The following is an 11,917-nucleotide window of genomic DNA, read 5'->3' on the forward strand; positions in this document are numbered from 1 at the left end:
GCAGCACCCTCAGACCGGGCGGATCAGTCGCCGGACCCGACCAGAGCGCGGGCAAAGTCTTCCGGGTCGAACGGGGCCAGATCGTCGATCTGTTCACCGACGCCAATCGCATGAATCGGCAGGCCGAACTTGTCGGCCAGCGCCACCAGCACCCCACCCTTGGCGGTGCCGTCCAGCTTGGTCATGACAAGGCCCGACACATCGGCGATCTTGCGGAAAATCTCGACCTGCAGCAGCGCGTTCTGCCCCGTGGTCGCATCCAGTACCAGCAAGGTGTTGTGCGGAGCGGTCGGGTCCACCTTGCGGATCACCCGGACGATCTTGGCCAGCTCCTCCATCAGGTCCTGCCGGTTCTGCAGCCGCCCCGCAGTGTCGATCATCAAAAGATCGGCCCCATCCACCCGGGCCTTGGTCAAGGCGTCAAAGGCAAGGCTGGCCGGGTCGCTGCCTTCCGGCGCGGTCAGCACCGGCACACCCGCCCGCGCGCCCCAGATCTGCAACTGCTCGACCGCCGCCGCGCGGAACGTGTCACCGGCCGCAATCACCACCGACTTGCCCGCCGCCTTGAACTGGCTGGCCAGCTTGCCAATCGTCGTGGTCTTGCCCGACCCGTTCACCCCAACAACCAGCACGACCTGAGGCTTGGTCGGGTAAAGCGGCATCGGCCGCGCGACCGGAGTCATGATCCGCGCAACTTCCGCCGCCAGCGCCTCGCGCAACTCGGGCGTAGAGATGCGTTTGCCGAACCGCCCTTCGGCAATGTTGGCCGTCACCCGCACGGCGGTTTCAACCCCCATGTCAGCCTGGATCAACAGCTCTTCCAGACTTTCCAGCATGGCGTCATCCAGCACGCGGCGCGGCGCATCGCTGCGACCCAGCATCCGGCCCAACAGGCCCGGCCGCTGCCCAGCGTCAGGCATGTCGGGGACGACAGGCGCTGTCCGCGGCGTCGACGCAGGTGCCGCCTTAGGCTCGGGCGTCTGCTGCTTTTCCGCCACAAACTCCGGCGGGCTTGGGGCTACCTCTGCCGCAGCCGGATCACCTTCACCAACCAGCGCATCCAGACCCTCGCCGATCTTGTCCGAGGACCGGAACAGCCTGTCCTTCAGTTTCTTGAAAAAGGACATGGGCCAGCCCTCCTGTTGCCTTGAACCCCATCTAGCCGCTTTGCCGCCGCTGCGTAAGTCCCGCAAGCCCCGCCTGCGGCATTCTACAGACTGGCGGCGCCCCGATTGCCTGTTCTAAGGTCCTGCCATGATGCGTCCAGACCCGACCCACCCCCTGCCCCCAGCCGCCTTCGCGCTGGCATCTCTCTTGCCCCTGCCGCTGATCGGCCTTGGCGCGCTGCAGGGCGGGGCCTGGCTTTGGGCGGCGTTTCTTTACATGGCCGTCCTGACCATCCTGCTGGACCAGTTGATCCCGATGACGGCCAGTCCGGTCGAGGCGACCATGGAAAAGGCCGAGTTTCCGGCCGCCGACCTGCTGCTTGTCAGCGTGGCGCTTGGCCAGCTTGCCGCCCTTCCGGTCGCCGTCTGGGCCATCGCGGGCGACAGCGGGCTGGCCACCGGCGAACGGGTGCTTTTGTTCTTTGCCGCCGGGTTCTGGTTCGGTCAGGTCGCCCACCCCGCCGCGCATGAGCTGATCCACCGCCCGAAGCGTGAGCTGTTCCGTCTGGGCGCTGCCGTCTATGTCTCGCTGCTGTTCGGCCAGCATGCCTCGGCCCACCGGCTGGTCCACCATCGCCATGTGGCAAGCCCGCTGGACCCCAACACCGCCCGCGCAGGCGAAGGCTTCTACCGGTTTGCCCAGCGCGCCTGGCGTGGCAGCTTTGCCGAAGGGCTGCGCGCCGAAACCGCCCGGCGGGCGCAGGTGCAAGGGTCGGGGCTTCACCCCTATACGGTCTATCTCGCCGGAAGCCTTGCGGCGCTGCTTCTGGCGCTGGCGATCGCAGGTCTTCCCGGAGTTCTAGTCTGGGTCGGCCTTGCCATGCACGCACAAAGCCAGATCCTGCTGTCGGACTATGTCCAGCACTACGGCCTGACCCGCACCCGGCACCCAGACGGGCGCCTGGAACCCGTCGGCCTGCGCCACAGCTGGAACACCGCGCACTGGTTTTCGTCGGCCATGATGCTGAATGCGCCGCGCCATTCCGACCACCATGCCAACCCCTCGCGCCCCTTCCCCGCCCTGCGCCTCCCGGATGAGGAGGAGGCCCCCCGCCTGCCCTGGCCGCTTCCCCTTGCCTGCGCGATGGCGCTGATGCCCAGCCTGTGGCGCCGGGCGATTCGCCCCTATCTCGCCCGCTGGCGGCCCGCCCCGGCCAGCCCACAAGACACAGCACCTTGACTGGTCAACCGGCGCATCCTCTGGCACGATAGCGGCCAAGTCAGTCCCGGAGCCCTTGATGCGTTTGCAGTTTGCCGCCCTTGTCCTTGCCGCCCTCCCTGCGCTGATGTCCCCTGCACTGGCCGAAACACCCATGACAGGGGCCGAGTTCGAGGCGAACACAACGGGCGAAACCATCACCTATGATTACGGCAACGGCCTTTTCGGCACCGAGGAATATCTGGATGGCCGCCGGGTCCGCTGGGCCTTCGACGGCGATCTGTGCATCTATGGCGTCTGGTACGAACAGGGCGACCAGATCTGCTTTGAATATGAAGACGACCCAACACCCGCCTGCTGGAATTATTTCCTCGACGGTGGCCAGATCCGGGGCCGCTACATGGGCGACGGCGGCGGATGGGAAATTCTGGAAAGCTCCCGCGATGGCGGACCGCTGCCTTGCGCCGGCCCGGATGTGGGCGTCTGACCGCATGAAGCCGCTGCTTGTCGCCCTTGCCCTTCTGGGCCCGACCGCCGCATTTGCGCAGACCCCGCTGACCGCGGAAGAATTTGACGCGCAAGTCACGGGTCACACCATCACCTACAGCCAGTTCGGCGGCCTCTTCGGGATCGAGGAATACCTGCCCAACCGCCAAGTCCGGTGGAGCGTGGCCGAAAACCTCTGCCAATACGGCAGCTGGTACGCCGAAGGTCCGGCGATCTGCTTTGTCTACGAATACGACCCGACGCCGCATTGCTGGACCTTCTGGCTGGAAGGCGGGACATTGCGCGCGCTGTCGGTCAACGACCTCCCCGATGCCGAACTGACCGAGGTTGACCGCACCGATACCCCCCTTTCCTGCCCCGGCCCGGACGTGGGGGCCTGAGGTGCGCACCCTTGCGGTCGTCACGCTTTGCCTCTGCACCGGCATGGCCCGGGCCGAAGCCCCCCTCTCGGCCGAGGCTTTCGATGCCCTGACCCTGGGGCGCACCATGACTTGGGCCGAATTCGGACAGGTCTACGGGGTGGAACAGTACCTTCCCGATCGCCGCGTGCGCTGGACGGTTCTGGGCGATGACTGCAAAACGGGCCATTGGTACGCCGAAGGCCCGGCGATCTGCTTTCTTTACGATGACCGGCTGGATCCGGTCTGCTGGGAAATCACCCAAAGTGGAACCGGCCTTCTGGCCCGCCACACCGCCAGCCCACCCGACGCAGCCCCCGTGGTGATCGTGGAAACCTCGGAACCCATGGCCTGTTTCGGCCCCGAGGTTGGGGCATGAACCGCACCGCCGCAGTACTGGCCTTTGCCCTGCTGCCCGGAACCGGGCTGGCTCAGGACACCCCGCCCCTGACCGCCGAGGCGTTCGAGGCCCTGGTCGAAGGCAAGACCATGGACACCCATGACCAAGGCGGCAGTTACGGGGTGGAAACCTTTCTGCCCGGCCGCCGCGCGATCTGGCGCGATGCCGTCCAGTGCCTTGAAGGCACATGGCGGCCACAAGACGACATGATCTGCTTTGACTACATCGGCGAGCCGTGGGCCTATTGCTGGACCTATCACGACATGGGCGATGCCCTGATGGGCCTTTACGAAGGCAACCCCGAGGCGGAACCGATCATGCTATACCCCACGGATAGCATCGTGACCTGCGACGGCTTTCTCGGCGCTTGACAGGCCGATCCAAGGATACTGGCCCTTCGCCGCAGGTCAGAACAGACTGCCCTGCTCCGGCCCGCCATCGCCCTTGGCCCGCTTCGTCCCGCGCCCGCCAAGGCTGACACGGCCGTCCTGAAACTCGATCTCCAGAACCGACGCGCGTTCTGCTGCAGCCTTGCCCGTGACCACCGCCCCGTCGCCCCGCACCACCGCATAGCCGCGCTTCAGCGTCTGGGCATAGCCCAACGTCAACCGCGTGCGGTCCAGCGCCTCCAGCCGGTCCGCCAGCCGCGCCAGTCGCACCGTCGGGGCCGCCTCCAGCCGTTCCGCCAGCCGACCAAGGTCCCGCCGTCCGTCCGAAACCTTCCGGCCCGCATCGCCCAGCATCCGCGCCAACGCTGGTGACAGACGGCCGGCCAGCGCCTCAAGCCGCTCCCGCCGACGCTCGGCCCGCAGGGCCATGGCACGGTTCAGTCGTTCCTCGCGGGCCTGCAACAGGTCACGCTGACGGGCCAGCGCCCCGCGCAACAGGGCGGGCTGCACCCGCCCAGCGATCCGGTCAAACCCGCCCCGCTTGCGCGCCACCGCCAGCCCCAGCGCCGCCCCAAGGCGCGAGGTGCCCGCGTCCAGCCGCTGCCGTGGCGTGGCCAGCAGCGTCTCCAGCCGCGGCAGGGCCCGGGCCAGATCACGCAAGCGCTGCCCGCGCGCCGTCACCCCCTGCACCGTCCCGCGCAACAGCCGCGCGCCCAAGGCATCCAGCGTCGCCATCAGCTCCAGCCGCACCGGAACCGCCAGTTCCGCCGCCGCCGTCGGCGTCGGTGCCCGCAGGTCGGCGGCGTAATCGATCAGCGTGGTATCCGTCTCATGCCCGACGGCGGAAATCAGCGGAATATCACTCGCTGCCGCGGCACGGACGACGATTTCCTCGTTGAACCCCCACAGATCCTCCAGCGACCCGCCCCCCCGCGCCACGATCAGCACGTCAGGCCGCGGGATCGGCCCGCCCGGCGCAATCGCGTTGAAACCCCGGATCGCCGCCGCCACCTGCGCCGCGCAGTCCTGCCCCTGCACCGCCACCGGCCAGATCAGCACATGGCGCGGAAACCGGTCGCGCAGCCGGTGCAGGATATCCCGGATCACCGCGCCACTGGGCGAGGTGATGACCCCGATCACCTTCGGCAGATAGGGAATCAGCTGCTTCCGCCCGGCGTCGAACAGCCCCTCCGCCCCCAAGGCGGCCTTGCGCTTTTCCAGCATCGCCATCAGCGCACCAGCGCCCGCCGGGGCCACGTCATCCACGATCAGCTGATACTTCGACTGCCCCGGAAAGGTCGTCATGCGCCCCGTGGCGACAACTTCCATCCCCTCCTCGGGCCGCACCTGCATCTTCGCGACCTGCCCTTTCCAGCTGATCGCGGCAATCACGCTGCGGTCATCCTTGAGGTCAAAGTACAGATGCCCCGAAGCCGGACGCGACACCCGCCCCACCTCGCCCCGCACGCGGACAAGGCCGAACTCACCCTCGATCACGCGCTTCACCGCGCCCGAAAGCTCGGACACTGTATATTCGGGTTGGTTGCCTTGCGGTGCGGGGCCGTCGTCTTCGAAAAGCTCGTTCATGTGAACAGTTGTGCCCGATCCCGTCGCGAAGATGAAGCGCCGGAATCGGGCAAGCTTGGGCTCATGCCCTTAGCTGCTTGGGATGACCCCTTCAGCCGCCGTTCAGGCTGCTGCGCGGGTGTGGGTGCCTTCGGCAATCTCTTCGACCAGCTTGGCGCAGAACGCCGGCAGGTCCTCGGGCTTGCGGCTGGTGACAAGACCTTTGTCGGTCACGACCTCAGCATCGCTCCACAGGGCACCCGCGTTGATCACGTCGGTCTTGATCGAGGCGTAGGAGGTCATCTTGCGACCGTCCACGATCCCCGCTTCGATCAACAGCCACGGCGCATGGCAGATCGCGCCAATCACCTTGCCGGCGCTCCAGAACTCCTGAATGAAGGCGATAGCTGCGGGTTCGACGCGCAGAAGGTCCGGATTCATCTGCCCACCGGGCAACACCAGCGCGTCATAATCGCTGGCCTTGGCATCCTGCAGCGCCACGTCGACCGGGACGGCGCTGCCCCAATCCTTGCCTTGCCAGCCCATGATCTCGCCGGATTTCGGCGAGATCACATGAACTTCAGCCCCCGCTTCGCGCAGGTGCGCCAAAGGCACCTCAAGCTCGGACTGTTCGAAACCGTCGGTTGACAGGATCGCGACGCGCTTGCCTTGAATGGTCTGCATGGGATGCTCCAGTGCTGCTGTGAGTGTTGCCTAACCAACGCCAGCACAGCCCGACGGTTCCCCGCATCACCTTGCGTCAGTCCGCCCCATCTTCCCCGCTGTCAAACGCTGAACCGCCCGTCGCGCCGGAACCAGGTCGCCCGTGCCGTCTGCGGTAAAGCGCATAGCTGCCCAGGATCAACGCGGCCCCCGCAACGATCAGAACGATGCTGAAGTCGGACAGGCCGTAGGCGACCAGCGCCAGTCCCGCAATCTCCATCCCCCGCACGAAAAGCGTGGGGCGCGGGCGCGGCGGGTCATTGTCAGCAGTGTCGCGGCCAATCCCCAGTCCGAAGTCAGGTCCCATGGCTTGCCTCCCTGCCCACCTCACCCTATGACGCGGGCAGCGGAAATCCAAGCGGGGGCGCGGCCATGAACATCCTGATCCTTGGCTCCGGTGGCCGCGAACATGCCCTTGCCTGGGCGGTGAAGCAGAACCCCAAGACCGACCGGCTGATCGTCGCCCCCGGCAATGCGGGCATCGCCATGCTGGCCGAGGTGGCGGATATCGACATCCTCGACGGTGCCACCGTCGTCACCTTCTGCGCAGAAAACGCCATCGACTTCGTCATCATCGGCCCCGAAGCCCCCCTCGCTGCCGGCGTCGCCGATGCGACCCGCGCCGCAGGCCTTCTGACCTTCGGCCCCTCGGCGGCAGCAGCCCGGCTTGAGGCGTCGAAAGCCTTCACCAAGGACATCTGCGACGCCTGCAACGCGCCAACCGCCGCCTATGCCCGCTTCACCGAAGCCGCCCAGGCCAAGGATTACATCCGGGCGCAAGGTGCCCCGATCGTGGTCAAGGCCGATGGCCTTGCCGCCGGCAAGGGCGTGATCGTGGCGATGACCGAAGCCGAAGCCCTCGCCGCCATCGACGACATGTTCGGCGGCGAATTCGGCGCGGCGGGCGCTGAGGTGGTGATCGAGGAGTTCATGACCGGCGAAGAGGCCAGCTTCTTCATCCTCACCGACGGCACCAACGCCCTGCCCATCGGCACCGCGCAGGACCACAAGCGCGTGGGTGACGGTGACACCGGTCCGAACACCGGCGGCATGGGCGCCTACTCCCCGGCCCCCGTCCTGACCGATGCGGTCCAGCGCCAGGCCATGGCCGAGATCGTCCTGCCCACCATCGCCGAGATGGCCCGGCGCGGCACGCCGTATCAGGGCGTCCTCTACGCCGGCCTGATGATCGAAAACGGCCACGCCCGCCTCGTCGAATACAACGCCCGCTTCGGTGACCCCGAAGCCCAGGTGCTGATGCTGCGGCTTGGGGCGCAAGCGCTGGACCTGATGCTCGCCTGCGCCGAAGGGCGTCTGGCCGACGCGCAGGTGAACTGGGCCGACGATCACGCCCTGACCGTTGTGATGGCAGCGAACGGCTATCCCGGCACCTATAGCAAGGGCAGCCAGATCCGCCGCCTTGAAGAGCTTCCCGAAGACAGCCGCCACATGGTGTTCCACGCCGGCACGGCAAGCCGGGACGGCTCCATCATCGCCAGCGGCGGCCGCGTTCTGAACGTCACCGCCCGGGGGGCAACCCTGCGCGAAGCACGCGACGCCGCCTACGGCATGGTCGACGCCATCGACTGGCCCGGTGGCTTTTGCCGCCGCGACATCGGCTGGCGCGCCCTCTGACACCGTGGCAAGAAGCGAGGGGCCAGCCCCTCGCGCTCCCCGGAGTATTTGGAAAAGAGCAATCCCATTTGCTCTTTGCAGAAATACTCCCCGGGGGTTTGGGGGCAGGATGCCCCCATCAGCCCGAGCCGGTTGGCGCGCATCTTCGCGCGCCAGAGGCGAGACCAAAGGCTTGCGCGCCTGCGCGCTCCACAAGATCAACGCCGGGCAGATCGCCGCCGGGGACTTGCGCCCAGCACTGGCCTTGCATAAGACACCCCCGGGCGCTGGACGGCCCGCTTTGGACGGCTCATGTGAGGGACCATGCCGCTTCTGGTGATGAAATTCGGTGGGACCTCGGTGGCCGATCTGCCGCGCATCCGCAACGCGGCTGAAAAGGTCAAGCGCGAGGTCGAGCGTGGCCATGATGTCATCGTCATCGTCAGCGCCATGTCCGGCAAGACGAATGAACTGGTGGGCTGGGTGGAAAGCACCTCGCCGCTCTACGACGCCCGCGAATATGACGCCGTCGTCTCCAGCGGTGAAAACGTCACCGCCGGCCTGATGGCCCTGACCTTGCAGGAAATGGATGTCCCCGCGCGCAGCTGGCAGGGCTGGCAAGTGCCGATCCAGACCACCTCGGCCCATGCCGCCGCCCGCTTCGTCGACATCCCCCGCGCCAATATCGACGCCAAGTTTGCCGAAGGTTTCAAGGTCGCCGTGGTCGCAGGCTTTCAGGGCGTCAGCGCCGAAGGCCGGATCACCACCCTTGGCCGTGGCGGGTCCGACACCACCGCCGTCGCCTTCGCCGCCGCCTTTGGCGCGGAACGCTGCGACATCTATACTGACGTGGACGGCGTCTACACCACCGACCCGCGCATCAGCCCCAAGGCCCGCAAGCTCGACAAGATCGCGTTCGAGGAGATGCTGGAACTCGCCTCCCTCGGCGCAAAGGTGCTGCAGACCCGGTCGGTCGAACTCGCCATGCGCTACAAGGTGCGGCTGCGGGTGCTGTCGTCCTTTGAAGATACCGACGAAAACTCTGGAACCCTGGTCTGCGACGAGGATGAAATCATGGAATCGAAAGTTGTCTCCGGCGTCGCCTACAGCCGGGATGAGGCGAAGATGACCCTGCTGCGCGTCGAGGACCGCCCCGGCATCGCCGCCGCGATCTTCGGGCCCCTCGCCGATGCCGGGGTGAACGTCGACATGATCGTGCAGAACATCTCTGAAACCGACGCGCCGGGCGACAAGCGCGCCTATACCGACATGACCTTTTCCTGCCCGACCAACCAGGTCGCCCGCGCCAAGAAGGCGATCGAGGATGCCCGTGCCGCCGGCCAGTTCGTCTACGCCGATCTGGTCACCGACACCGATGTCGCCAAGGTCTCTGTTGTCGGCATCGGCATGCGCAGCCACGCCGGCGTTGCCGCGCGCATGTTCGCCGCGCTGGCTGCGGAAAACGTGAACATCAAGGTCATCGCCACGTCCGAAATCAAGATCTCGGTGCTGATCGACCGCAAGTACATGGAGCTGGCCGTTCAGGCGCTCCATGACACGTTCGAGCTGGAAAAAGCCTAAGCCAGGCAGCCCGCCCGGCAAAGGGGCGGGCAACATCTGCGCAGCGCAACCGGCCAGCAACGCTTAACTTTCAGCCGTCTTGCTGCCGGGCACCTTCCGAACGCAACACCGCAGTTCCGTTGAGCCCCGCCTTATGCTCTAAGGGCGGAAACAATCCTTGGAATGCCCCATGCCCGAACGCAGCGAAAGCGACAGTCGCAAACTTCTGCGCCGCCTGCGCGACACCCTTGCCGTGCCCGGCGCCGGGCAGGACCGGCTGGACCAGATCACCCACCTGATCGCTGACAGCATGGGGTCCGAGGTCTGCTCGATCTACCTCTTCCGCGATCCCGAAACGCTGGAGCTTTGCGCGACCGAGGGGCTGAAGAAGGAAGCCGTCCACAAGACCCGGATGAAGCTGGGCGAAGGGCTGGTGGGCCGCGTCGCCCGCAACGGCCAGCCGATCAACACCGCCGATGCGCCCGGTGAAAAAGGGTTTCGCTACATGCCCGAAACGGGCGAGGAGCTGTTTTCCTCCTTCCTTGGCGTGCCGATCCAGCGGGTTGGCGAAAAGCTGGGCGTGCTGGTCGTGCAGTCCAAGACGGCGCGGCAGTTTTCCGAGGATGAGATCTACGCCCTCGACGTGGTCGCCATGGTGCTGGCCGAAATGACCGAACTTGGCGCCTTCACCAGCGACGAAGGCGGCATGCGCGCGCTGCACAAGCAGCCCGTGATGCTGCGCGGCACCTCCGGGCAGGAAGGCGCCGCCGAAGGCCGCGTCTGGCTCCATGAACCCCGCGTCGTCATCACCAACCCCGTGGCCGATGACCCCCTGACCGAGATTGACCGCATCCGCGACGCCGTGGGCCAGCTGCGCGTGTCGGTCGATGACCTGCTGTCCGCCGAAAGCCTCGACAAAGACCAGAAGGCGGTGCTGGAGGCGTACCGGATGTTCGCCCATTCCCGCGGCTGGCTCCGCCGGATGGAGGAAGACATCCACCGCGGCCTGTCCGCCGAAGCTGCGGTGGAAAAGGAACAGTCCGCCGCCCGCAACCGGCTGGAACAGGTGCCTGACGCCTACCTGCGTGAACGGCTTTCCGATCTTGACGACCTGTCCAACCGCCTGCTGCGCATCCTGACCGGTCAGGGCAAGGATACCGGCGCGGAAATGCCCGATGACCCGGTTCTGGTCGCCCGCAACATCGGCCCTGCCGAACTGCTGGAATACGGCCGCAAGCTGAAAGGCATCGTGCTGGACGAAGGCAGCGTCGGCAGCCACGCCGCCGTGGTCGCCCGGGCGCTGGCCATCCCGCTGGTGATCAACACCGAACGCATCACCGCTGAGGCTTTGAACGGCGACCCGATCCTTGTCGACGGCGATCAGGGCATCGTCCACCTGCGCCCCGAAGAAACCGTGGCCCGCGCCTTCCGCGACAAGATCGCCATGCAGGCCAAGGCGCAGGAACGCTATGCCAGCCTGCGCAGCCTCCCCGCCACCGCCACCTGCGGCACGACCATCGCACTCCACATGAACGCAGGCCTCATGGCCGACCTGCCCAGCCTGGAAGGCTCCGGTGCGGAAGGCGTGGGCCTGTTCCGGACGGAACTCCAGTTTCTCGTCCGCTCCAAGATGCCGCAGCGCGCCGAGCTTGCCCGGCTTTACGCCCGCGTCATGGACGCCGCCAAAGGCAAGCGCGTCGCCTTCCGCACCCTCGACATCGGGTCGGACAAGGTGCTGCCCTACATGAAGCCGCAGGATGAACCCAACCCCGCCATGGGCTGGCGCGCGGTCCGCGTCGGCCTTGATAAACCCGGCGTGTTGCGCATGCAGCTACAGGCCCTGATCCGCGCCGCCAACGGCCGCCCTCTGACCATCATGTTCCCCCTCATCACCGAGATGAGCGAGTTTCAGGCCGCCCGCTCCCACGCCCTGCGCGAACTGCACCGCGAAAAGTCACTCGGTCACCCCGTCCCCGAACGTGTCGACATCGGCGCGATGATGGAGACACCCTCGCTCGCCTTCGCGCCGAAAGCGTTCTTCGAGCTGACCGATTTCATCTCGGTCGGCGGCAATGATCTGAAGCAATTCTTCTTCGCCGCCGACCGCGAGAATGAACTCGTCCGCCGTCGCTATGACACGCTGAACCTGTCGTTCCTCGGGTTCCTAGAACAGATCGTGGCCCGCTGCGCCGAAACGGACACCCCCCTGTCCTTCTGCGGGGAAGACGCCGGTCGCCCGATCGAGGCGCTGGCACTGGCCGCCATCGGCTTTCGCAGCCTGTCCATGCGTCCGGCCTCGGTCGGCCCGGTCAAGGCGCTCCTGCGCCGCGTTAACCTGACCGAGGCGCGGGCCGTGATCGACCGCGCCCGCGCGGAAGGCGCCGAAACCGCCCGCCCGCATCTGATGGAATGGCTCGCCGCCCAAACCGACTGAC

General features: G+C 66.6%; 12 protein-coding genes. 8 read left to right on the top strand and 4 right to left on the bottom strand.

Features of this window, described 5'->3' with window-relative positions:
• Nucleotides 1-23: 23 nt before the first annotated feature.
• On the bottom strand, nucleotides 24-1,127 hold the full coding sequence (gene ftsY, locus EI545_RS02620; RefSeq protein ID WP_125324029.1) for a signal recognition particle-docking protein FtsY: 1,104 nt from the start codon (nucleotides 1,125-1,127) through the stop codon (nucleotides 24-26).
• 127 nt (nucleotides 1,128-1,254) lie between these two features.
• Between ftsY and EI545_RS02625 the strand changes: the two genes are divergently transcribed.
• The 5 genes from EI545_RS02625 to EI545_RS02645 are packed head-to-tail and all read left to right on the top strand — an operon-like array spanning nucleotide 1,255 to nucleotide 4,001.
• Nucleotides 1,255-2,346 carry an alkane 1-monooxygenase gene (locus EI545_RS02625; RefSeq protein WP_245990255.1) on the top strand — a complete coding sequence of 364 codons (1,092 nt, stop codon included), beginning with the start codon at nucleotides 1,255-1,257 and terminating at the stop codon, nucleotides 2,344-2,346.
• Nucleotides 2,347-2,404: 58 nt separating this feature from the next.
• A complete protein-coding gene (locus tag EI545_RS02630) occupies nucleotides 2,405-2,812 on the top strand; it encodes a hypothetical protein (protein WP_125324030.1) in 408 nt (135 codons plus the stop codon).
• A gap of 4 nt (nucleotides 2,813-2,816) precedes the next feature.
• Entirely contained in the window at nucleotides 2,817-3,212 is a 396-nt protein-coding gene (locus tag EI545_RS02635) for a hypothetical protein (protein WP_125324031.1), read from the top strand.
• Nucleotide 3,213: 1 nt separating this feature from the next.
• Entirely contained in the window at nucleotides 3,214-3,609 is a 396-nt protein-coding gene (locus EI545_RS02640) for a hypothetical protein (RefSeq protein WP_125324032.1), read from the top strand.
• Nucleotides 3,606-4,001, top strand: coding sequence for a hypothetical protein (locus EI545_RS02645; protein WP_125324033.1), 396 nt, complete (start codon nucleotides 3,606-3,608; stop codon nucleotides 3,999-4,001). The genes EI545_RS02640 and EI545_RS02645 overlap by 4 nt, the downstream gene beginning before the upstream one ends.
• A gap of 36 nt (nucleotides 4,002-4,037) precedes the next feature.
• On the opposite strand, the gene xseA is transcribed toward EI545_RS02645, so the two are convergent.
• From xseA to EI545_RS02660, 3 genes are all read right to left on the bottom strand, one after another.
• Nucleotides 4,038-5,606 (bottom strand): exodeoxyribonuclease VII large subunit, encoded by a 1,569-nt coding sequence (gene xseA / locus EI545_RS02650; protein ID WP_125324034.1) that lies wholly within the window; start codon nucleotides 5,604-5,606, stop codon nucleotides 4,038-4,040.
• 102 nt (nucleotides 5,607-5,708) lie between these two features.
• Nucleotides 5,709-6,269 carry a type 1 glutamine amidotransferase domain-containing protein gene (locus tag EI545_RS02655; protein WP_125324035.1) on the bottom strand — a complete coding sequence of 187 codons (561 nt, stop codon included), beginning with the start codon at nucleotides 6,267-6,269 and terminating at the stop codon, nucleotides 5,709-5,711.
• A gap of 76 nt (nucleotides 6,270-6,345) precedes the next feature.
• A complete protein-coding gene (locus EI545_RS02660; RefSeq protein ID WP_125324036.1) occupies nucleotides 6,346-6,615 on the bottom strand; it encodes a hypothetical protein in 270 nt (89 codons plus the stop codon).
• A gap of 65 nt (nucleotides 6,616-6,680) precedes the next feature.
• Between EI545_RS02660 and purD the strand changes: the two genes are divergently transcribed.
• The 3 genes from purD (at nucleotide 6,681) to ptsP (ending at nucleotide 11,916) form a co-directional block, all read left to right on the top strand.
• Nucleotides 6,681-7,943, top strand: a complete 1,263-nt coding sequence (gene purD / locus EI545_RS02665) for a phosphoribosylamine--glycine ligase (RefSeq protein ID WP_125324037.1) — start codon at nucleotides 6,681-6,683, stop codon at nucleotides 7,941-7,943.
• A gap of 303 nt (nucleotides 7,944-8,246) precedes the next feature.
• Nucleotides 8,247-9,503 (top strand): aspartate kinase, encoded by a 1,257-nt coding sequence (locus tag EI545_RS02670; RefSeq protein ID WP_125324038.1) that lies wholly within the window; start codon nucleotides 8,247-8,249, stop codon nucleotides 9,501-9,503.
• A gap of 169 nt (nucleotides 9,504-9,672) precedes the next feature.
• Nucleotides 9,673-11,916, top strand: a complete 2,244-nt coding sequence (gene ptsP / locus EI545_RS02675; protein WP_125324039.1) for a phosphoenolpyruvate--protein phosphotransferase — start codon at nucleotides 9,673-9,675, stop codon at nucleotides 11,914-11,916.
• Nucleotide 11,917 lies beyond the last annotated feature (1 nt).

This window comes from Tabrizicola piscis (assembly GCF_003940805.1).
Classification (GTDB): Bacteria; Pseudomonadota; Alphaproteobacteria; order Rhodobacterales; family Rhodobacteraceae; genus Tabrizicola; species Tabrizicola piscis.

What these genes read in the sequence shown, in the direction of transcription:
- xseA (WP_125324034.1), bottom strand. Translation starts at nt 5,606, where the DNA reads ATGAACGAGCTTTTCGAAGACGACGGCCCCGCACCGCAAGGCAACCAA.
- purD (WP_125324037.1), top strand. Translation starts at nt 6,681, where the DNA reads ATGAACATCCTGATCCTTGGCTCCGGTGGCCGCGAACATGCCCTTGCC.
- EI545_RS02660 (WP_125324036.1), bottom strand. Translation starts at nt 6,615, where the DNA reads ATGGGACCTGACTTCGGACTGGGGATTGGCCGCGACACTGCTGACAAT.
- ptsP (WP_125324039.1), top strand. Translation starts at nt 9,673, where the DNA reads ATGCCCGAACGCAGCGAAAGCGACAGTCGCAAACTTCTGCGCCGCCTG.
- EI545_RS02655 (WP_125324035.1), bottom strand. Translation starts at nt 6,269, where the DNA reads ATGCAGACCATTCAAGGCAAGCGCGTCGCGATCCTGTCAACCGACGGT.
- EI545_RS02670 (WP_125324038.1), top strand. Translation starts at nt 8,247, where the DNA reads ATGCCGCTTCTGGTGATGAAATTCGGTGGGACCTCGGTGGCCGATCTG.
- ftsY (WP_125324029.1), bottom strand. Translation starts at nt 1,127, where the DNA reads ATGTCCTTTTTCAAGAAACTGAAGGACAGGCTGTTCCGGTCCTCGGAC.
- EI545_RS02630 (WP_125324030.1), top strand. Translation starts at nt 2,405, where the DNA reads ATGCGTTTGCAGTTTGCCGCCCTTGTCCTTGCCGCCCTCCCTGCGCTG.
- EI545_RS02625 (WP_245990255.1), top strand. Translation starts at nt 1,255, where the DNA reads ATGATGCGTCCAGACCCGACCCACCCCCTGCCCCCAGCCGCCTTCGCG.
- EI545_RS02635 (WP_125324031.1), top strand. Translation starts at nt 2,817, where the DNA reads ATGAAGCCGCTGCTTGTCGCCCTTGCCCTTCTGGGCCCGACCGCCGCA.
- EI545_RS02645 (WP_125324033.1), top strand. Translation starts at nt 3,606, where the DNA reads ATGAACCGCACCGCCGCAGTACTGGCCTTTGCCCTGCTGCCCGGAACC.